General features: G+C 59.9%; 15 protein-coding genes. 9 read left to right on the top strand and 6 right to left on the bottom strand.

Annotation, left to right across the window (positions count from 1 at the left end; translation table 11 throughout):
• Positions 1-24: 24 nt before the first annotated feature.
• Together P8K07_14475 and P8K07_14470 are read right to left on the bottom strand one after the other, a co-directional pair.
• Positions 25-249: a flagellar biosynthesis anti-sigma factor FlgM gene (locus P8K07_14475; GenBank protein ID MDG1959725.1), complete on the bottom strand. Its 225-nt coding sequence runs from the start codon at positions 247-249 to the stop codon at positions 25-27.
• A 141-nt stretch (positions 250-390) separates the two neighbouring features.
• Positions 391-1,275, bottom strand: a complete 885-nt coding sequence (locus P8K07_14470; protein ID MDG1959724.1) for a FliA/WhiG family RNA polymerase sigma factor — start codon at positions 1,273-1,275, stop codon at positions 391-393.
• A gap of 595 nt (positions 1,276-1,870) precedes the next feature.
• On the opposite strand from P8K07_14470, the gene P8K07_14465 reads away from it, so the two are divergent.
• A complete protein-coding gene (locus tag P8K07_14465; GenBank protein MDG1959723.1) occupies positions 1,871-2,881 on the top strand; it encodes an alcohol dehydrogenase catalytic domain-containing protein in 1,011 nt (336 codons plus the stop codon).
• A 9-nt stretch (positions 2,882-2,890) separates the two neighbouring features.
• Here P8K07_14465 and P8K07_14460 read toward each other — a convergent pair whose 3' ends face one another.
• Positions 2,891-4,351, bottom strand: coding sequence for a TolC family protein (locus P8K07_14460; GenBank protein ID MDG1959722.1), 1,461 nt, complete (start codon positions 4,349-4,351; stop codon positions 2,891-2,893).
• 24 nt (positions 4,352-4,375) lie between these two features.
• Here P8K07_14460 and P8K07_14455 point away from each other — a divergent pair, with 24 nt between their 5' ends.
• The 7 genes from P8K07_14455 (at position 4,376) to P8K07_14425 (ending at position 15,121) form a co-directional block, all read left to right on the top strand.
• A complete protein-coding gene (locus P8K07_14455; GenBank protein ID MDG1959721.1) occupies positions 4,376-4,666 on the top strand; it encodes a YtcA family lipoprotein in 291 nt (96 codons plus the stop codon).
• Between the two features lie 3 nt (positions 4,667-4,669).
• Positions 4,670-5,731 carry a biotin/lipoyl-binding protein gene (locus tag P8K07_14450; protein ID MDG1959720.1) on the top strand — a complete coding sequence of 354 codons (1,062 nt, stop codon included), beginning with the start codon at positions 4,670-4,672 and terminating at the stop codon, positions 5,729-5,731.
• A 69-nt stretch (positions 5,732-5,800) separates the two neighbouring features.
• Complete coding sequence (locus P8K07_14445; GenBank protein ID MDG1959719.1) at positions 5,801-7,816, top strand: DUF3604 domain-containing protein; 2,016 nt, start codon at positions 5,801-5,803, stop codon at positions 7,814-7,816.
• Positions 7,813-9,792 (top strand): ATP-binding cassette domain-containing protein, encoded by a 1,980-nt coding sequence (locus tag P8K07_14440; GenBank protein MDG1959718.1) that lies wholly within the window; start codon positions 7,813-7,815, stop codon positions 9,790-9,792. The genes P8K07_14445 and P8K07_14440 overlap by 4 nt, the downstream gene beginning before the upstream one ends.
• Before the next feature lie 85 nt (positions 9,793-9,877).
• The gene (locus tag P8K07_14435; protein MDG1959717.1) at positions 9,878-12,337 is read left to right on the top strand and encodes a TonB-dependent receptor; all 2,460 of its coding nucleotides are present in this window, start codon (positions 9,878-9,880) and stop codon (positions 12,335-12,337) included.
• A 27-nt stretch (positions 12,338-12,364) separates the two neighbouring features.
• Positions 12,365-13,225: an SAM-dependent chlorinase/fluorinase gene (locus tag P8K07_14430; protein ID MDG1959716.1), complete on the top strand. Its 861-nt coding sequence runs from the start codon at positions 12,365-12,367 to the stop codon at positions 13,223-13,225.
• A gap of 33 nt (positions 13,226-13,258) precedes the next feature.
• Positions 13,259-15,121: a hypothetical protein gene (locus P8K07_14425; protein ID MDG1959715.1), complete on the top strand. Its 1,863-nt coding sequence runs from the start codon at positions 13,259-13,261 to the stop codon at positions 15,119-15,121.
• A 37-nt stretch (positions 15,122-15,158) separates the two neighbouring features.
• On the opposite strand, the gene dinB is transcribed toward P8K07_14425, so the two are convergent.
• Genes dinB through P8K07_14410 form a run of 3 tightly spaced genes read right to left on the bottom strand, consistent with a single transcriptional unit; the run spans position 15,159 to position 18,038 of the window.
• Positions 15,159-16,385, bottom strand: a complete 1,227-nt coding sequence (gene dinB / locus P8K07_14420) for a DNA polymerase IV (protein ID MDG1959714.1) — start codon at positions 16,383-16,385, stop codon at positions 15,159-15,161.
• A gap of 6 nt (positions 16,386-16,391) precedes the next feature.
• Positions 16,392-17,570: a PatB family C-S lyase gene (locus P8K07_14415; protein ID MDG1959713.1), complete on the bottom strand. Its 1,179-nt coding sequence runs from the start codon at positions 17,568-17,570 to the stop codon at positions 16,392-16,394.
• Between the two features lie 3 nt (positions 17,571-17,573).
• Positions 17,574-18,038, bottom strand: a complete 465-nt coding sequence (locus tag P8K07_14410) for a cytochrome c (GenBank protein MDG1959712.1) — start codon at positions 18,036-18,038, stop codon at positions 17,574-17,576.
• A 124-nt stretch (positions 18,039-18,162) separates the two neighbouring features.
• Between P8K07_14410 and acnA the strand changes: the two genes are divergently transcribed.
• Positions 18,163-20,865: an aconitate hydratase AcnA gene (gene acnA, locus P8K07_14405; protein ID MDG1959711.1), complete on the top strand. Its 2,703-nt coding sequence runs from the start codon at positions 18,163-18,165 to the stop codon at positions 20,863-20,865.
• Positions 20,866-20,922: the final 57 nt, after the last annotated feature.

The raw sequence follows: 20,922 nt of genomic DNA, 5'->3' as shown, positions 1-20,922 counted from the left end.
CCCCCGCGCAGGTGCAACAGCCCCTCAGGAAGCCAGAGGGATCTCTCCCATCTGAACCTGAAAGAAGTCCGCACACGGCCCCGAAAGCATCGCCTCGGCAACCCGGCGGGCATCCGGCCGATAGGTGCCCGCTTCCACGGCAGCCCGAAGCCTTTGGCAGCGTGCCCGCGACCCGAAAGAGGTCGCCAATAATGCGTCCAGACCCGTGTGATCCCCATGCCCCCGCCCGAGAAAATCAAATGCACTCATTGGAACAGCTATCGACCGCCACAAGGCGCAGCTTTAGGGTTCTGCGAAAAAAAGTCGCAGTCATGCGACCCCCTTCGCCGGGATAAATTGATTAAGCCTCTGTAATCTCAGGGACTTTTATAATTTTCGGGCAGTTGAAATTTATTCTTCGCCGAGCCGGATCTCCTCCCGACAATCCGCCAGCAATCCCCGCATCCGGCCCATCGCCTGGCTGTGCAGCTGGGAGATCCGACCTTCGGTGAGGCTGAGCACTTCAGCCATTTCGCGCATGGTCAGCCCTTCGAAATAATAACAGGAAACGACAATTCGCTCCTTTTCCGGGAGCTTTTCGATGGCTTCCGCCAGAATTTCGACACGTTCCTTGCGCAAAACCTTCTTCATCGGTCCAGCTTCGGACGCATCCGAGAGGACATCGTCCCCGCAAAGCATTTCCTCGCCGCGCCCAAAGGATAAATCCCCTGTGGCAATCGGTGCCTGGGTACTAAGATCCGTCGTCGTGCGATTATAATCCTGCAGACTGAGGCCCAATTCGGCAGCAATTTCCTCAGCTACCGGCGACCGACCCAATTCCCCCTCGAGTCGGCCAACAGCCGAATCGATCTCGTGGGCGCGCTGACGCATGCTTCTCGGCAACCAGTCACATCGGCGCAGATAGTCGAGAATCGTCCCCTTGATGCGATATTGCGCATAGGTCGAAAACGAGGCCTCTCGGTCCGAATCGAATTTGCGCATGGCATCAAGCAAGCCCAGGGTGCCCCAGGAAATGAGGTCCTCGGCCGCGACTTCAGGCGGCTTTCGCGGCAACATCCGCTGAACTACCTGACGAACCAGGGGTAAATGACTTCGGACGATCTCCTCGTCATATGGACTCTGTTCGGTGCCGAGCAGTTCCCCGCAAAATAGTCTTTGCTGCTCGACATCGGCGTCCATGACCTCCGAGTTCAATTCCAATTCCGCATCAAACGAGGTCTCCGCTGCCAACTCGGCCCCCGCCACCATCTTCCTCACCGCTGCCTGTGCACCCATGACTCTTTTATCCCCTCTCGATCCAACCGTGGATCCTGTGATGCGAAGCTTTATAGCGAGAACCTTGCCAAGCCTTATCGGCCACCGCGATTCAAGAAAAATCAATAAAAATAAGGGTTTCCTGAAATCTACGGAACTGAAATGGTACAATTTTGCCGCGCAGAATTGTCCACCATTGTTCGAAATTGTCCGATAGCCCCCCGGCGCAAAGATCCCCCGGGGCTGCGGAAAACTTCTCATATTGCATTGCGGGCCTTGCCGGGCTTGCGTACAGACACCGCCATGGCCAGTGAACGCACGAAGGAAATCAAACGCCGCCGGAAACGTCGGAAAGAAGTCGCCCGCGCACGTAAAAAGGAGGCCATCGCGGCCTCTCGCACCAAAAAGAAATAGCCGGTCGCCGGAAAAGGCCCTCCCCCGGTTGGATTGTCCCGAGACGGCAGTCTTGCCGGCGACGCCCCAAGGGCCGCAAGTTCGACGTCGAACTGCAGGGCAAGGGGCCAATTTCCCACCCCTTCCTTGGAACAGGGGGTTCCTGCATCCGCGGTTTCATTTGCAGTTCGGGCCGAAATCCTGCACCCGTGCCAAAGGAATCATGCGAGCCGCTTTACTCTCCGAGGGAAAGTTCCGGATTGAGGAACTTCCCGAACCCGTTCCCGCTGAAGATCAGGTGGTCCTGAGCGTGGATGCCTGCGGAATTTGCGGCACCGACCATAGCCTCTGGCAAGCTCCCGGACTCGCACCAGATACCATTCTGGGCCACGAATTCGCCGGACGGGTCCTGCAAATCGGCAGATCCGTCCGAGAGTGGGAAGAAGGGGATGCGGCCGCGGTTCTGCCGATTCCCTACTGCGGTCGATGCGAATTATGCACCGATCACCGACCGAATCTCTGCCGCAGCGGCCTGCGCGCGATGATGGGATGCGGCAGCACGCCGGGCGCCCTCGCCGAAAGAATTACCGTACCCGCAGTGCAACTGCGCCGAATCCCCGGGGATCTCGACCCGGCAAGTTTCGCCCTCGTGGAACCCCTTGCGGTAGCGCAAGCAGCGGTTGATCTGGGCCGCATCGCCGCGGGCACGCGCGTCGGAATTCTCGGCCTGGGCCCTTTGGGGCTTTTTGCGGGCCTGATCGCCAAGGAACGCGGCGCACTGGTATTCGGGATCGATCATCGCTCGGATCGAGTCCGAACCGCTCACTCTCTGGGACTCGGCGCCTTTGTCGCTGACGAGCTGGCCGACGAACGCCTGCGCGATCTGACTCTGGGTGGACCGGAAGTCGTGATCGAAGCCAGTGGCAAGGAGGACGCCATTGACCGCGCGGGCGGCATCGCCCGCATTGGGGGTCGCGTGGTCATGGTCGCCAGCTACCACGCGCATTCCAAGATCGAGCCCGGTCATTGGGTCGACCGTGGTATCTCGCTGCTACCCTCGATTGCCTACACCCCGCAGCAATTCGACGAGGCCGTCGCCATGGTTGCCAGTCGGGCTATCGACGTGTCCCGCCTGGTCTCGAGCGTGCATCGACTGGACGAGATCAACGAAGTCTTTGCGAGTTTCCGGGTGCAGACCGACCAGATCAAGCTTTTGATCAGCCCGGGCAGCTGAAAGCAGCCTTCACGGTACCGGCGAGGTCCCCGCGCCGACAACCCAATCCAGTTCGGCTGCGGTGGACAGTAGTTGTGCACGTGCATCAATTCCGACGTACAAAGCCTCTGCGAGGTCGCGCTCCGCAGTGAGCAACTCGACGATCGTCGCCAGCCCCTGCTTGTAGCTGTCCCGATTGGAGCCATAGGCCTCGGTAGCCGCGGCTTCGAGCGCCTGCGCGTATTCCCATTTTTTCCGGGCGGCTCGAAAGTCATGATAGACCCGCCAGATGGCCGCCACGGCCTCGAGGCGAGCGGTCTCCAGTGCCGCTTGTTCACCAGCGGCCTCGGCTCGGGCCTCCCGAATGGCGTTCCAGCGATCGAAGCCCTGAAAAAGCCGCCACCTGACGCTGAGCAGCGCCCGGTAAGCAGGTTCATCAGCGGCGTCGGTCGCGCTCGAGTTGATCGTGTACCACCAAAGATCCTGACCCCAGCCCGCATCGAGATAGACCTCCGGCAGAAGGTCAGCCTGCGCCTCCTCGGCGGCCGCCTCGCGAGCGCGAACGCGCGCCATCTGCGCGAGGAGATCCGGACGATCCACCAATGCCTTCGCGATCAAATCATCGACGGAGGTTTCCAGAGCGGCCGGCAGAGGGAGATCTCCGAGTCGAACAATCTCGACCGGTTGATTGGCCGGAATTCCGATGGCCATCGCCAGCTCGGCCTGGCCGTGACTCACCCCGACACGTGCGCTTTCCAGATCGTAAATCGCCTTGGCCCGTGTTTGTCGGGTCAGGAGGACATCAGGAAGTGTCTCCAGTCCTCGGGCTCGGCGTTGCTCCGCGGCCTCATTCACCGAAACCGCACGGGCCAGGTTCCCTTCAGCCGCAGCCACCATCGCCCAGGCTGCGTCCAGAGCATAGTAGCTCCGCGCCACGGCGAAGATCACGTCCTGAATCACCCGATTCGAAGTCAGATTCGCGGCTTGCAGCCTCGACTCCGCAGCCTCGAGCGCTCCCGCACGGCGGCCAAAATCGAGCAATGTCCAGGTCAGGGTCGCCTGCGGCAGAACTTCCCACTGATCCACCCGAATCGGCGCTTCCTTCTGTTGGAACAAAAAACTTTCGTAACCGGCATCCACGCCGGCCTCCAGCTCCGGAAAATAAGCCGACTGCGCCCGCGCCGTTCTGGCCGCGGCAGCCTGCGCCAACTGCCACGCTTGCCTGGTCGCCGGGTTTTTCAGCAACGCGAGATCGACCAGCTCCAACAATCCCTGCGGATGCTCGATCAGATCATCCGGAGTCAGGGGCAAACCCACGCCCGCCGAGGCCGACACTTCGGGCCCTCCGGACCAGACCATCCCGGGTCGGGCGACCACGCGATTTTCCGGTTCCAGAAATGTCGGAGCTCGCCCACCGGCGCACGCCATCTGGAGCGTCAGGACCCCGAGGACCGTCAGCTGCTTTACAAGGGCTCGATGTTGGTATCTCATCCTGCTCCATAGGCCGCTATCGGAATGCAGATCTCAAAGATACCCCGATCTAACGGGCACAGCTTGGCGCTTCAGGCGATTGGTGCGGCAACGGCCCTTTCCCTGCAGGCCTGTGATCCGATCGTGAGCATCGATGGGGCTTTCTTCCCCGCCTGGATGGTCAGCCTGATCACCGGCATCGCCGGCGCGGCCATCGTCCGACAGGGCCTGATTCGATTATCCATTGACCCCTACGTGAAACCCCGGGTCCTCGTCTATCCCAGCCTCGCCCTGCTGATCACAGTCAGCCTCTGGCTGCTTCTCTATCGGCAATAAGGCATGGACGAACTGACGAAAGAAGATCAACGACGACAATGGATCGGCACTTTTTTGTCCGTGGCGATCATCATCTCCACGATTGTCGTTTGTCTGGTCGCAGGTCGTCTGATCTTCGAGAATCCTCGGACAGATGATGCCTCCGTGCGGGCCAATTGGATCGGCATCGCACCCCATGTGAGCGGGCCGATCGTCGAGTTGCCGATTCGGGACAACCAATATGTGGAGAAGGGCGAACTTCTCTTCGTAATCGATCCTCGCCCCTATGAGGCAACCCTCGCTCTCGCCGAAGCTGACCTCGCCGTCACCGATTTCGAGATTCGCGGGCGTCGTCGCGCGATTGAAGCCGCGGCCGCCGAGTTGGAGAAGATTTCCGCGCAGGATGAGTACGACCGACAATATCTCGCGCGGATCGAGCCACTGCTGGCCCAGGAGTTCGTGACCGCGAATGATGTCGCCGAGGCCCGCACCAGAGTAGCAGCCTCCAAGGCCGCCGTGCGGCAAGCACGCCAACGCCTCGATCAGGCAATCGAGGCGCTGGGCGAGATCGACGACACCAACGCCTACCGAGCCGCCGCGGAAGCAGCTGTTGCCCAAGCACAATTGAACGTAGGCTATGCCTCCGTGCACGCGCCCTTCTCGGGCTGGATCACCAATCTCAATCTCGCTGTCGGCGAGTATGCCAATCAAGGTCAGGAAATATTCGCCCTGATCGACGATCGCGTCTGGTATGTGATGGCCAATTTTCGCGAGACGTTCCTGTCTTCCATCCAGCCGGGCATGCAGGCTGAGGTGTATTTGATGGCCTATCCGGAGGAGAAATTTTCAGGGACAGTTCAGGGAGTCGGCTGGGCGCTTTACCAGACAAATGGCGCCTCGGTCGGAACGCTGCCCGACGTCGCGCCAACATTGAATTGGGTGCGACTCGCGCAGAGATTCCCGGTACGTATTACTCTCGACCAACGCAATCCAAAGAAACCCTTCCGCATGGGCGCGACCGCTGTGGTAACCGTCAAAGGCTTTGCCGAAGAAACTCCGAGCGACCGATCGAATCGAATCGATTGAGCCGGCCGGTGGAGCAACTCAAATCGCAGAAGTTGCACCGAGGTTCCTGCGAATGCGAAAAGACCGATCATGCGACTCCGATGCGCTCTCTTTCTGACCCTCCTCTCCGGATGCGATTTCGGGAACTTTGAACCAGAACATCCCGAATGGTCCCCACCTGGCGGGGCCGCTCCACAAATCGAAGTCCTGCCGCGCGAGCCCTGCCTGGATCGACGCGAAACCAGGCAAGCTCTTTTTGGCGATCTTCATGTCCATACCGGGCTCTCCATGGATGCCCGAGGCCGAGATGTCATCAACCAACCCGGCGACGCCTATCGTTATGCACGGGGCGAGGAGATTTTCGTTCCGCCGCTTGGTCCGGACGGCCAGGGCACTCGTGGGCTGAAGATTGATCGACCACTGGATTTTGCCGCCGTCACCGACCATGCCGAGTGGCTGGGCGAAGTCAGTCTCTGCACCACACCCGGTTCGGCAGTCTACGACACCGGCGACTGTCGTATTTTCCGGGGCGAAGAAGACTCCTGGATAGCGTGGATGCTGGGCCTCAAGGGTTGGCCCTCTCGGATGCTCGGGATCATGACATTGGAAGGTCGCGGCGCAACCATTTGCGGGGACGAGGCTCGCCCCTGTCGCGCTGCGGCAAAATCTCGCTGGCAAGAAACCCAGCGTGCGGCCGAGGAATTCTATGACCGGTCTTCCTCGTGCAAATTCACGACTCTGGTTGCGTGGGAATACAGTCGCTCTCCTGGCCGCACGAAAATTCACCGCAATGTCTTCTTCCGAAACAATGTCGTTCCCGAGCTCCCGATCTCCTGGATCGACGCTGCCACCGAGGTGGATTTATGGGAGAAGCTGGTCAGCCGCTGCCTCGACACGGGCACACCGTGCGATGCCCTGACAATTCCCCATAATCCCAATCTCTCCGGGGGGCATATCTTCACGCTGGACTATCAGGACCTGCCGCTTGCCGAACAGAAAAAAAGAGTCGCGCTCCGGGCACGACTCGAGCCGCTGGTCGAGATGATGCAGATCAAGGGCGAGTCCGAGTGCCGCAACGACTTATGGAAAGTGCTTGGCGGCGTCGATGAGCTTTGCAATTTCGAAAAGATGCGCGGTCTTGGCGAACTCGGCCCCGAGAATTGTATCGGCACCGAGCGCTCTCTCGGGGCCATGGCCCGCAAGGGATGCGTCCAGAGGCTGGACTACGCACGCTATGCCATCATCGAGGGGATGCGCGAAGAGGAGCGCCTCGGTATCAACCCCTTTGAAGTGGGTTTTATCGGCAGCACGGATACTCATAATGCTGCACCCGGTGTCGTCGTCGAAAAGAGCTATCCCGGGACGTCCGGCATCATGGACGATACAGCGCGCAAACGCCTCACAAGCGGAAACGGCGCCGCGGGGATCGGCAGCAATCTCGCCAGAAACCCCGGCGGGCTTGCGGGCGTCTGGGCGGAAGAGAATTCCCGAGAAGCCGTCTTTGATGCCCTGCGACGACGCGAAACCTTTGCCACCAGCGGCCCCCGCATCCGCCCCCGCCTCTTCGCCGGCTGGAACTTGCCGCCGGACCTCTGTGAACGGAGCAATCTGGCCGAACTGGGCTACGAACTCGGTGTTCCCATGGGAGGCACCCTCCCGGACGCGCCCGACATCGGTGTGGCCCCGACGTTCGTCGTGCAGGCACTCGCGGATCCGGGCACAGCGAAAAATCCCGGAGGCTTGCTGCAGCATATTCAAATCGTGAAGGGGTGGTACGGGCCCGACGATACCTTCCACCAATCGGTGCATGAGGTCGCCGGCGGGGCCGAAAATGGCGCGACCGTCGACCTCGATACCTGCGCCGTATCCGGCCCCGGGCACCGAGAGCTCTGCGGGGGATGGCGCGATCCCGATTTCGATCCGCATCAGCGAGCCGTATATTACGCTCGGATTCTGGAGAACCCCTCTTGCCGCTGGAACGCCTGGCAATGCCTCGAATTCGAGCCCGAAAATCGACCGGGCGGCTGTCAGGACCCTGAAATCGCGCGTGTCATTCAGGAACGCGCCTGGACGTCTCCCATCTGGTACGTACCTCCCAGTACGTGATTTGGCTGGAAGACATTCATAAGGCAGTTGGCGGAAGAACGCTTTTCGAAGGCCTCCAGCTGCGTTTCGAGCGCGGCGAACGGACCGGCATCGTAGGCGCCAACGGGGCCGGCAAGTCCACCCTCCTCAAACTCATCGTAGGCGACGAGGAGCCTGATGCCGGCCGGGTCGGTCACAACTCGGGCATACGGATCGGCATGCTGCGACAGGAGCTCGATTCCCAGTCGGAGGAAACGGCACTTTCAGCCGCGCTCCGCCCCGACCCGGAATTCGCTCGGCTGGAGGCAGCCCTCGAAACGCTCCCCGACCGCATCGAGAACGCCACTGCCGAAGAGCAGGCTCGACTATCCGCCGAACTTGCCGAGGCCCATGAACGATTCGCCCAACTCGGCGGTCACGATCGGGAAGCACGCGCCCGGAAAGTTCTCGCGGGGCTCGGATTCCCTCCGGGAGATGAGGAGCGCGCCCTGCGCACCCTTTCAGGAGGCTGGGCGATGCGTGCCGAGCTGGGCCGACTTCTGACAACACCGCCGGACGTGCTGCTTCTGGACGAACCCACCAACCACCTCGACCTGGAATCCGTCCTCTGGCTGCAGGACCATCTGGCGGGGTCCGATATCACATTGGTCGTCATCTCCCATGACCGCGCGTTTCTCGAGGCTTTGACCCAATCGATTGTCGAGATCGATCGCGGCATCGTGACCCGATACGCAGGGGGGTTCCGGAGCTACCTCCGACAACGCGACGAGCGCCGCGCCCAGCTCGAGGCCTCGGCCGACGCACAAGCGCGCCGGATCCGGGAAACAGAGAAATTCATCGAACGCTTCCGCGCCAAGGCAACCAAGGCACGACAGGTGCAGAGCCGGATCAAGGCGCTGGAAAAGGAAACTCGAATCGTCGTCGAGAAGGATGCGCGCAAAGTCTCCTTCCAATTTCCGCAACCGCCGCGGACCGGGCGTCTCGCCCTCGCGCTCCAGAATGTCTCGAAATCCTACGAGGAAACGCATGTCTACAAGGATCTCGACTTCCGACTTGAACGCGGCGAAAAGACCGTACTCGTCGGCCCCAACGGCGCCGGGAAGTCCACCCTGCTGAAACTTCTGGGCGGAGTTTTAAAGCCCGACCATGGCGACCGGGAAGTCGGCTTGCGAGCCACAGTGGGCTACTACGGCCAACATCGCCAGGAAATGTTGGCGCTCGACAATACGGTGCTGCAGAACGCGATGGACTCCTCCCGTGATGCCGGGGAGACGGAAGTCCGCAGCCTGCTCGGCGCTTTCCTTTTCCGCGGAACCGATGTCGACAAACAAGCCCGAGTTTTAAGCGGCGGTGAAAAGAGTCGTCTGGCCATGGCGATGGTTCTTCTCAATCCGCCCAGCGTCCTCCTGATGGACGAACCGACAATTCATCTCGATATGCCGTCGGTCGATGCGCTCGTAAGCGCCCTGGAACGTTTCGAGGGAGCGATCGGCTTCGTGAGCCACGATGTCCACTTTATCCAGAAAATCGCGCAGCGGGTGGTCCGGATCGAGCATGGCGAGGTCCGCGACTACCCGGGTGATTGGGACCACTATCTCTGGCGACGCAAGCAGGAAAGCCTGACCCCGGAAAACCTTCCGGCATCTGCAAAGAAGACGGCGAACGCGCCCAAGGACATAACGGCGCCTCCTCTCGAGCGCAGCGGGCGCGCCCGCAAGGAGGAAAAAAGGCTCGCCGCGGAAACTCGCAACCAGAACGCTGCCAAAACGAAGGTCGTGCGCGCCGAAATCGCACGACTCGACAAGGATATGGCGCGTCTTGAAGGGGAGCGGAAGGAACTCGAAGCACGACTCGCCGACCCTTCGACGTACGAAGCCGGCAGCGACAATGTCCGCGAAAGCCAGCAGCGTCACGCGGAAATCAGTCGAGAATTGGAAGAATGCGAAGAACTCTGGCTGGATCGCCAGACCGCATTGGAATCCTTGCTGGACGAATAGGCGATCAGCCGCCCCGTCATGCACTTCCGTCCGCTTGACCCGACACCGCCTCAAGCGTCATACCAGTGATGGAGGAACATCCGCTATGGCCGTTCGAGGTAAGGCTGGTTTTTTTCTCGTTCTGTTTTCATGGGTTGCTTGCGCGACAGGCTATGCCTTCGCTCAGGCTGAAGACGTGACGCCAGCGGTTGAAACGATCTCCGTACAGAATCCGGGTGCGGAAGCGACAGAGAGCTCCCCCGAAAGTCTGGTTGAGAACTCCTCCGGCGAACCCGAGCAAGCCTCGGAAGAGAGCTCCGCTTCGAGGCGAAAGACCATCGAAGAAATTGTGGTGTCCGCACGCAAGCGGAGTGAACGTCTGGAAGAAACTCCTGTCGCCGTGACCGCACTCAGCGAGAGCACGCTCCGCGAGGCAGGGATCACGCGGCTTGACGAGATTCAGGACCTTGTCCCCAACCTCCAGATCCACGGGGCCGATAGCGGCGCGGAAGCCAACTTTGTCATCCGTGGCGTGGGGACTTCCAATACCGATATGGCCTTCGACCCCGGCGTCGGCGTCTTCATTGATGGAGTCTTTCTGCCGCGGTCGGTCGGTGCGCTTCTCGATGTGATCGATATTGAACAAATCGAAATCTTGCGCGGACCTCAGGGAACCCTCTTTGGCAAAAATACCGTTGGGGGAGCCGTCAATATCACCACAACCAAGCCAAAGGATTCCGTGGAGGGCTTTGCTCTCGTGCGGCCCGGGAGCCGCAAGACGATGCTCGCTCGGGCGATGCTCAACCTGCCGATCGATTTCGGGCCCTTTGAGGACAAACTCTTCACACGATTTTCGTTTGCCTCCGTGCAGGATGGTGGCTGGGTCCGCAACGTGCCTCGGAAGCAGGACTGGTCCAATCGAAACACGCTCGCCTTTCTCGGCTCGCTTCGCTGGTTGCCCACCGATTCATTGACGGTCGACGTGAGCGGCTCCTGGTCGCAGGATCATAGCTATGCCGCCGGAGGCCAATGCGTCTTTATTCAGGATACCGGCCTGGCGGGTCTTTTCACTCAGGCCGGATACGACGTACAAGAGGCCTGTGATCGGAGTGAGCCATTTCGCAACTGGTCAAATACCTCGCAACTGCAGGAAACCATCTCCTACGGGACTTGGGGAACCATTGATTGGGATATCGGCGAAATCGCGGGCATCGATCTCCGGGCAAAATCGATCACTTCCTGGCGCGAGCAGGACTTTCGCTTTCGCCAGGACTTCGACGGAACCGATCTGACGATCGTGCAAATATCGGATGCAGGCGGCGGCAGCCCCTTCGATGGCAAGCCGGGACATCAGCGACAGATCCAGCAGGAATTCCAACTCAGCGGCACAGCGATCGACGATCGTCTTGATTTCATCGTCGGCTATTTCAGTCTTTGGGAGAACGGCTCGGACAACCGCGTCGTCCTCTCCGGCTACGAGACCGCCATTCGCTTCGGGAAAGAAAACATCACGGCGATCGACAACTTCACCTGGGCACTCTTCTCGCAAGCCACTTTCCGCGCCCGTGAATGGCTCAGCTTCACTGGTGGCCTGCGCTATAGCGAGGATCGCAAGGGCATCCAACAGTCCAATATCGACCCCTTCTTTCCCGACCAACCCGCGGATAGCGAGCCCCCGAAGTCCGCCCTGTTCCCGTCCTGGACCCCGATGGGAACCATCTCCGTATTGATGCCCGAAGCCTTGCTCGAGGATACGCCCTTGGACTCTCTCCTCTCGTATTTTACCTACGCGCGCGGCTTCAAGGGTGGCGGCTTCAATGGGGTCCTGAATCCGGCCGATATCAATCTGACGGACTTCGCCCCCGAAACTCTCGACTCGTTCGAAATCGGTTTCAAATCGATTCTCTGGGATCAGCGGCTGACCATGAATATCGCGGGCTTCGTCGGCCTCTATGATGATATCCAGGTCACGCAATTGCAGGATCTCAGCGAAGAGGGTGAGATTATTCCGAATATCGTGCAGGTGACGATGAATGCGGCGCGAGCAACCACCCGCGGAATCGAATGGGAGTTCATGGCGCTACCCATCGACGGATTCCGCGTGAGCGGCTCGATGGGACTGCTCGATGCTGTCTATGCCGACTTCCCCGACGCACCCAGTCAATTGGATGGCCAGCCGATCAGTCGCGCGGGCGAGACCTTCCCTTTCAGCCCTCACCTGCAAACCCATCTATCGATGCAATATGCGCTACCGATCGATCTTCCCGGACCAGCCTGGCTGGACGGCTGGATTACCCCGCGCTTCGATTGGAGCTACCAGAGTGCCTTCCATTTCGAAGGGCCTGAGGTCTGGAGCTCGAATCAACCGGCCTACCACCTGCTGCACCTCCGGCTCAGCTACGATTTCCTCGACGATCGAGCCCAGTTTGCCTTCTGGGGACAGAACGTCACCGGGACGGAATATCTGCAATGGTCGATGCCGGCGACAGTGTCCTCCTGGGGAACTGCCATTCGCTTCTGGGGCCAACCCGCGACCTGGGGCGCGGAACTCTCCTACCGCTTCTGAGGCGGGCCCGGCGCCAGGGAATGGTGGTTGACAGAGAGCCGCCGCACGGCTGAAGCTGAAGCCATGACCGCCTCCACCGACCCGCCATCTCTCTTTCATCCCTGCGGCCTGGTCACCATGACCACGGACTTCGGCACGACCGATGGCTATGTGGGCGCGATGAAGGGCATGATTCTGAATCACGATGCTCGACTTCGGATCGAGAATATCGCGCACGGGATACCGCCGCAGAACATCATTCACGGCGCCACCACAATGTCGGCAGCAGCGCCCTATTGGCCGAAGGGGACCGTCCATATGGTGGTCGTGGACCCGGGCGTCGGAACCGATCGACGCGCCCTGGTGGCTGTGGCTGGTGGCCAATGCTTCGTGGCTCCTGATAATGGCGTTCTCGGCCCAACTCTGGATAGGCTGGGACCATTCCATTGCCATCAGATCGAGAGAAATCCCGACACGGAACCCTTTTTGCCGGTAGATCTCGCGCCAACGTTTCACGGCCGCGATCTCTTTGCCCCGATCGCCGCCGCCCTTGCCAGCGGTTCGCTTTCCCCGCATCAAACAGGTCCACGATACGAGCCCCTACCCTTGCCGCGACCGCATCCCTTGCGCCGCGGCAACCGCATCGAGGGCACCATCCTGCTCTTCGATCATTTCGGAAACGCCATCACGAATCTTCGCAGAGAGGACCTTCCCGATGCCTGCGCGGCGCAACTTCCTCGGAGCGAAACCGTCGTTGCCCTGTGCCGCACTTACGGGGAGGTCGCTGAAGGTGAACCGCTCGCCTTGATCGGCAGTGATGGCTACCTCGAAATCGCGATCCGCAACGGCCATGCCGAAAAAGGCCTCAGGCTTCACGTCGACGATAAAATTCAGGTGAGCGAATCCTGAATTCGTGACCCATAATCGGAGAAAAACCTTGATTTGACGTCACTTGAGTTAGGGCTTGCCACCGTAGTCGGCATTGTACATGATCTCTGGATGGCTCATCCACAGAAAACTCCCATCGCAAGAGTTACTGCAGGCGCTCTCATCGCCTTGCTGCTGATCATCAGCGGTTGCGGTGGGGGGTCCTCGGACAACGGGATGCCGCTCCTCCCGATGCCCACCCCGGAACCAACCGGAGAATCCACACCCGAGCCGACGCCTGAGCCTGAGCCTACCGACAGTCCTGAAGAGTGTGACGAGATCAACACCTACGAAAGCACTTGGGAAGGCATCTACGAGCAAATCTTCGTGCAGCAGCAGTGTGCCGACGGGCCCTGTCACGGATCCAATGCAGCCGCGGGACTCGACCTGAGCCCGGAAGTCGCGTGGGCGAATATTCATGAGATCCCGTCGCAAACTTTCGACCTCGACTTGATCGAACCCGGAACACCGATGGACAGCTATCTCTATCTGAAAGTTCTCGCCAAACTGGATCCCGAAGGAGTCGAGATTGCCGGCGGCGCGATGCCCACGGGCAATGGTACTTTGAGCACGGACGATATCGAACTTCTGCGCCTATGGATCAAGAATGGTGCACAGGAAGACGGCACCGTTGCGGGTACAGCCGAGCTACTCGGGGCTTGCCTCCCCGAAGAACTTCCGCAATCGATTCGGCCCCTGGACGCCCCGGACCCGAGTGAAGGCGTTCAGTTGATCATGCCTTCCTACCTGCTGCCGGCCGCAAGCGAGCGTGAGGTCTGCTTCGCGACATACTACGATTTCTGCGGACAGATCCCTGAAGAATATCTGACCGAGAGAGACACCTCCCCGAACCAAGGACAACCAAGGCAATACGGCCAGAGATTCCGGATCGAGGAATACAATCTCCGACAGGATGCACAAAGCCACCATGCCATCTTGATGGAGTACACAGGATACGCAGACGTCGATGCTCCTGAATTCGGCGATTGGACCTGCAGTCTGGGCTCGAAGTCCGGCGAATCCTGCGACCCCAAGGAACAAGGCGCTTGTGATGATGGTTTCTGTATCAGCCGCATCGTGGATACTCCCGGGTGCACCGGCTTTGGCCCCCCTGGTGGCCCCAGCCCCCTTAGTTCGACAAATCTTTTGACCGTGCAGCAAACTTCCGAGAAAAGAAGCATGCCGGAGGGCGTCTTCGACGAAATGCCCTGTGAGGGAATTTTCTACTGGAACTCCCATGCGTTCAATCTCACCGGCAGCGATCTCGAAATGAATGGGCGACTGAACTGGACTTTTGCCGAAGATGCGCAGATACGCTCCCTCCAGATCTTCGATGCCGATCAAATCCTGAGCATCTCGATCCCCGCATATGAGGAAAAAACCTTCTGCCAAAGCTGGGTCGCACCCCAAGGGTCACGCGTCTACAACCTTCTCTCGCACTACCATCAGCGCGGCAAGGAGTTCCTCGTCTACGACCCTGATGGTGAACTGGTCTATCAGAACTTCAGCTACAACGACCCTCTGAACAAATACTTTGATCCACCATTGGAGATGGACTCACCGGACGTTGAGGATCGCACCTTCCGTTATTGCGCGACTTATAATAATGGCTACGGCGAAAACGGTGAGCCGGACCCGAGCGTCGTGAAGCGAGCTTCGGAAACCCCGCAGAATTCGATTTTCGGTCGATGTACGCCAACCAATTGTTGGTCGGGCCAGGTTGGGAAGCCCTGCAACGGCTTGGGCGATGATGCGACTTGCGACTCCACCCCCGGAGAGGGCGACGGGCTATGTGATGCGTGCCCTGTCAACGGAGGCGTCAGCACCGAAGACGAGATGTTCCTGATCCTGGGCGCCTACTATATCGGAGAAGAATAACGCTAAAAAGAGGCAGCGAGCAGGCCCCATAAGGGGCCTACTCGCCCTTTTTGATCCCAAGACTCGGGGATGCCTTGCTGACCCTTGCACCTCCCCCGCGCTGGATCACCTCGAGTCCAAACCGATCCTGAATCTTGTCCAGCGCCTCGTTCAGACTCTGGTCCTCGCGCGGCGCCCCGGCAAACATATCGATCTGCCCTGTCGCCGACACACCGACCTCTTGCAAGCCGGCGGCCGTCAGTCCCAACAACCGAACCTGCGGGGGCAAGGAGTCGTCGGACAACAACTCATGGCCAGCGATGCGGAGCCGACGCCCATCCTGGGTTGGTTCCGGCAGGGTCAATTGGCGCGTGTAGATCCGATACTTTCCCGGTCGATCCAGCTTCTCGTTGGATTTGATCTTCAACCGGACCACCCGAGCCTCCAGGTTTTCCCGCCGCAGCCGACGTGCGACCGCTTCGGCGTGCTGACCAATCATCTCGCGTAATCGGACGCGGTCCCTTACATCGGTCGCAAAGGTCTGTTCTTCGCCGATCGATCGAGCTTCGCGCGTGTTCTCGACCGGTCGATCGTCTTCGCCGCGTGCCAGCGTGCAGAGCCGCGCCAGTTCACTTCCGGGAGCCACATCAACCAACCCGGCCAGATCACCGATGGTGCGGATGCCCTTTCGCAGCAGTTTCTCCTCCTGTACCGGCCCGACACCCCAGAGCCGACGAATCGGCAAAGGCGCCAGGAAGTCGCGGCAGTCGCTCGGCTCCACAACCAACAGGCCATCGGGCTTGGATAAATCACTGGCGATCTTTGCAACCATTTTGACCGGCCCAATCCCGACGGAAATGCAGAGGCCCGTCTCGGCACGCACGCGATCCTTGAGTCGCTGCGCGATCTCTTCCTTGTGGCCACCCAGAACACGCATCGATGCCGTCAGATCGAGGAACGCCTCATCGAGCGAGATCGGTTCGACCTCTGGCGAGAACTCATCAAATACCTTGCGTATTTTGCGGGACTCGCTCGCATAGAGCTTCATATTGCCCGGGACCACCTCGAGATGCGGGCAACGCTGCAGGGCCTCGGATGTCGGCATCGCCGAGCGTACCCCAAACGCGCGAGCCTCGTAGGAAGCCGCGGTTACCACGCCGCGCGGGGGGAGGCCTCCAACCGCAACCGGACGCCCGCGGAGCGAGGGGCGATCTCGCTGTTCCACCGAGGCATAGAAAGCATCCATATCTGCATGGAAAATGATCCGGTCTCGCCTGAATTCCATCGCGCCTCAGCGCCCCAGGGCGATGGCCATCCTGTCGACAGCCTCCGTCACCAGCCCTGCCGAGGTGGCGAAATTCATTCGCATATACGAGGAGTAGCCCGCGCCGAAGTTCGGACCTGAGGAAAACGCCACGCGACCTTTCGCAAGAAAAAACTCTGCCGGGTCGGCATCCAACTGCAGGGCCGCGCAATCGACCCACGCCAGATAGGTGGCGTCGGGGACTCGGAAAATCAGTTCCGGAAACCGCTCCTGCAGGAGACCGCCCAGCTGGTTCCGCCGTTCCTCGAGATAGCCGCGCACATGGTCCAGCCAGGGCTGACTATCGCGCCAGGCCGCGATCGTTGCATGAATCCCGAGCAGACCGATCCCGCCACGCGCATGCACGGGCACCCCGGCGAACTTTTCCTGCAACCTATGGGAGCCAAAATGCGCTACGGCCAGCCGCAATCCGGGTATATTGAAAGCCTTGGTGGCCGAGGTCAATGTGATCGTTCGTGCGGCGATCTCGGGGCCGAGAGAGGCCAGCGGAAGATGCGACCTCCCGTCATGGAGAAGGTCCGCATGGATTTCGTCGCTCACCACAAGCAGGTCATGGCGCAAAACGATTTCCGCCAAAGCCTCCAGTTCCTCGCGACTGAAAACACGCCCCGTCGGGTTGTGGGGATTGCAGAAGAGGAGCATCTCCGTGCGCGGACCAATCGCCTCCTCCAACGCCTCGAAATCAATTGCGTACCCACGCGATTCGTGACGCAGGCGATTTTCGACAATCTCCCGCCCGTTCTCTGTCGCTGACTGCAGAAAGGGAGGGTAGATCGGCGTTTGAATCACCAGCCCACTTCCCGGCGTCGTCAATGTACCGACCGCAAGGTAAATCCCCTGCACCACGTCCGACAAAAGCTCCACCCGGGCGGGGTCGACCTTCCAGTCGAATTTCTCGGCCATGCGCGTCGCGAATACTTCCCGCACCCCTTCGCTCAGGGCATCCCTCGGGTAGCCGACGTCATGTCCGGCGACCATCGCCGACAGAACCTCGTGAACAGGCGATGCAACGGGGTAATCCATCTCGGCGACCCAGGCGGGCAGAACGTCAGACGGGTAGGTCGACCACTTCTCACCACGCCGCCCCGCAAGCGCGGCCATCGTCAGCGCGTCGAGATCAGGGAGTACCAAACTACTCGGTCCCATGGGTCAATCTTCGTCGGGAATTCGATACTTTTTATGACAACTCTTGCAGCTCTTGAACATTTTCTTCACGGCTTTTTTTACATTACCGCCATCTTTGGCGGTCGCAGCGATCGCGAGCGCGTATTTGGCCATATAGTCGTTATAGGCTTCGAATTCGTCGGGATTGGTCCAAATGCTGGCCTTCGCTCGAGAATTGGGATGCGTGCTCCCCGCAGGGAACAGCTCGGCAAATTTCGGCGTCAAGCGAGCAATCTCCTCGGCCGGGGCGATCACCGCCTGCGTATCGCCGGCTTTGGCGGCTTCATTGATTTTCTTTGCGGCCGCGCCAATCTCTTCCATCAATTCGACTCGATCACGAATCGGCCCAGCAGGCAGACTTGCCAGATCGGTTTCGGAATGGACAGTGGGCGCCAAAAATAGCCCGACCAAAATCAAAAAACCCGTCACTACGCGAAATTTCGACAACATTTCAGATAATCCCCCCGAGAGTATGGCGAGCAAACGCCCATCGATACTCTTACCCAACCCAAAGTTGGAAGAAGAGGCAAGCCAATCCCTTTCTCCATCCGCGTCGGGCCGCTAAAGCTTTTCCATGCAGGACAATCCTCTCGCGAATACGATCGACAACTTCACTCTGGGAAATGGCGAAACCGGCAAGTTCTACTCTCTGCTGAAACTGGAAGCCGCTGGCTTCGGTGACATCGCACGCCTGCCCGTCAGTATCCGGATTGTTCTGGAATCCGTTTTGCGAAACTGCGACGCCCAGCGCATCCGGGAAGAGGACGTCAGGGCTCTGGCTCAATGGCAGCCACAAACCAATCGGACCGCCGAGATCCCTTTCGTCGTGTCACGCATTGTCCTGCAGGACTTTACCGGAGTCCCGCTGCTCGTGGATTTGGCCGCCATGCGCAGCGCGGTCGACAAGATCGGACGTGATCCCAAGCTCATCGAGCCGCTCGTCCCGGTGGACCTGGTCGTCGACCACTCGGTGCAGGTCGATGTCGCTGGAGTGGCGACCGCGCTGGAAAAAAACATGGAAATCGAGTTCCAGCGCAACCGCGAGCGTTACCAGTTCCTCAAATGGGGGATGCAGGCCTTTGATACATTCAAAGTCGTGCCGCCGGGGATCGGGATCGTTCATCAGGTCAATCTGGAATATCTCGCGCGCGGCGTCCTGAACCGCGACGACGTCTACTATCCTGACACGCTGGTGGGAACCGATTCCCACACCACGATGATCAATGGATTGGGAATCGTCGGCTGGGGCGTCGGCGGCATCGAGGCGGAAGCCGGCATGCTGGGACAACCTGTGTATTTCCTCACGCCCGACGTTGTGGGCGTCAACCTCACGGGATCTCTGCCCGCGGGAGTGACCGCGACGGATCTGGTCCTCCGCGTGACCGAATTGCTGCGTGCCGCGAAGGTGGTCGGAAAATTTGTCGAGTTCCATGGGGAGGGTGCGACCGCCCTGCCCCTGACCGATCGTGCGACCGTGGCCAACATGGCACCGGAGTACGGCGCGACCATGGGCTTCTTCGGAACGGACGACCAGACTCTTGAATATCTGGCCCAAACCGGTCGCAGTCCCGACGATATCCAAACCGTGGGCAACTACTATCGGGCTCAGGGCATGTTCGGCATCCCCGAGGCCGGAACGATTGACTATTCCAAGGTCATCGACCTCGATCTCGGCTCGATCCGACCAGGTGTAGCCGGACCCAAAAGACCGCAGGATCGGATTAATCTGAGTGAACTCGGCAGCGCTTACCGGGGATTGATGGAAGAGGACGTCGATGCCGGTGGCTTTGGCCGCGAATCATCGGCAATCGGCCACCAGGTCGAGCTCGAACTTCCTGCAGGCAAAACCACTCTGGGGAATGGCGATGTCGTCATTGCCGCCATCACCTCCTGCACCAATACCTCCAACCCGAGCGTCATGCTCGCGGCTGGACTCCTCGCCCAAAAAGCCGTGCAACGGGGCTTGCAGGTGCGACCGACCGTCAAGACCTCACTGGGCCCCGGATCGCGCGTCGTCACCGAGTATCTGGAGAAGACGGGGCTCCAGAAAAGTCTGGATACGCTCGGGTTCGAGACCGTTGGTTATGGCTGCACCACCTGTATCGGCAACTCCGGTCCGCTGGCCCCGGCGATCGAGTCCGCAATCGTTGACAACGAGCTGGTGGCCGCGAGCGTCTTGTCGGGCAATCGAAATTTCGAAGCTCGAGTGCATCAACAGGTTCGCGCCAACTTCCTGATGAGCCCGCCCCTCGTCGTGGCATTCGCTCTGGCTGGCACCATCGATATCGATATGACGACCGATCCCCTCGGCCAGGACACCGACGGCAAGGACGTCTTCCTGCGAGATCTCTGGCCTCCGGCGAGCGAAATTCAGGCCCAGATGCATGCCGCCACCGACCCCGAGACCTTTCGGCGCCTCTACGCCGACTTCGCCGCAGGTAACCCTTTATGGAACGAAATTCCTTCGTCTGTCGGCAACGTCTACGAATGGGAAGGGGATTCGACCTATATTCAGGACCCTCCCTTCTTTGAGAATTTCTCTCTGACACCGGGAACATTGGCTGATGTAAAGGGAGCACGCCCTCTAGCCCTCTTCGGCGACTCTGTGACGACCGATCACATCAGCCCAGCCGGTGCCATCAAGGAAGACTCTCCCGCCGGTCGCTACCTGCAGGAGCACGGTGTCGCCAAAAAGGACTTCAACAGCTTCGGCTCTCGCAGGGGTAACGATCAAGTCATGACCCGCGGCACGTTTGGAAACGTGCGGATCAAGAACCGGATGGTTCCGGGTGTCGAAGGCGGCGTGACCATGCTGCAACCCGATGGCGTGCAGATGGATATCTATGACGCAGCGATGCGTTACGCCGACGCAGGTGTCCCGCTGGTGATTTTGGCAGGTCAGGAATACGGGACCGGGAGTTCTCGCGACTGGGCGGCCAAAGGAACCCGACTTCAGGGAGTTCGAGCCGTAGTCGCTGCCAGTTTCGAAAGAATCCACCGATCCAACCTTGTCGGCATGGGCGTGCTGCCCTGCCAGTTCAAGGACGGGGATACCATCGATTCTCTGGGACTCGACGGGACAGAGACCTTTGACCTCATCGGCGTGGAAGCCGAGGACTTCGCTCCCCAGCAAGACCTCTCCCTGACCATTCACCGTGCGGACGGAACCAGCCAGAACCTCGCCGTCACCGTCCGTATCGATACGCCGATCGAGATCGAGTACTACCGTCACGGCGGAATTCTCCCCTATGTGTTGCGACAACTCCTGGAGGGATGATTCCGCCAGCGAGACGGTGGTCTGCGCCAGCGGCCCGCGCCCTGCTGCCATCCGTTG

Source organism: Candidatus Binatia bacterium, from assembly GCA_029248525.1.
Taxonomy (GTDB): domain Bacteria; phylum Desulfobacterota; class Binatia; order UBA12015; family UBA12015; genus UBA12015.
This window is presented reverse-complemented; position numbering and strand designations above follow the sequence as displayed.

Coding starts and splice junctions, on each gene's coding strand:
- P8K07_14475 (MDG1959725.1), bottom strand. CDS start 249: ATGAGTGCATTTGATTTTCTCGGGCGGGGGCATGGGGATCACACGGGT.
- P8K07_14470 (MDG1959724.1), bottom strand. CDS start 1,275: ATGGGTGCACAGGCAGCGGTGAGGAAGATGGTGGCGGGGGCCGAGTTG.
- P8K07_14465 (MDG1959723.1), top strand. CDS start 1,871: ATGCGAGCCGCTTTACTCTCCGAGGGAAAGTTCCGGATTGAGGAACTT.
- P8K07_14460 (MDG1959722.1), bottom strand. CDS start 4,351: ATGAGATACCAACATCGAGCCCTTGTAAAGCAGCTGACGGTCCTCGGG.
- P8K07_14455 (MDG1959721.1), top strand. CDS start 4,376: ATGCAGATCTCAAAGATACCCCGATCTAACGGGCACAGCTTGGCGCTT.
- P8K07_14450 (MDG1959720.1), top strand. CDS start 4,670: ATGGACGAACTGACGAAAGAAGATCAACGACGACAATGGATCGGCACT.
- P8K07_14445 (MDG1959719.1), top strand. CDS start 5,801: ATGCGACTCCGATGCGCTCTCTTTCTGACCCTCCTCTCCGGATGCGAT.
- P8K07_14435 (MDG1959717.1), top strand. CDS start 9,878: ATGGCCGTTCGAGGTAAGGCTGGTTTTTTTCTCGTTCTGTTTTCATGG.
- dinB (MDG1959714.1), bottom strand. CDS start 16,385: ATGGAATTCAGGCGAGACCGGATCATTTTCCATGCAGATATGGATGCT.
- P8K07_14415 (MDG1959713.1), bottom strand. CDS start 17,570: ATGGGACCGAGTAGTTTGGTACTCCCTGATCTCGACGCGCTGACGATG.
- P8K07_14410 (MDG1959712.1), bottom strand. CDS start 18,038: ATGTTGTCGAAATTTCGCGTAGTGACGGGTTTTTTGATTTTGGTCGGG.
- acnA (MDG1959711.1), top strand. CDS start 18,163: ATGCAGGACAATCCTCTCGCGAATACGATCGACAACTTCACTCTGGGA.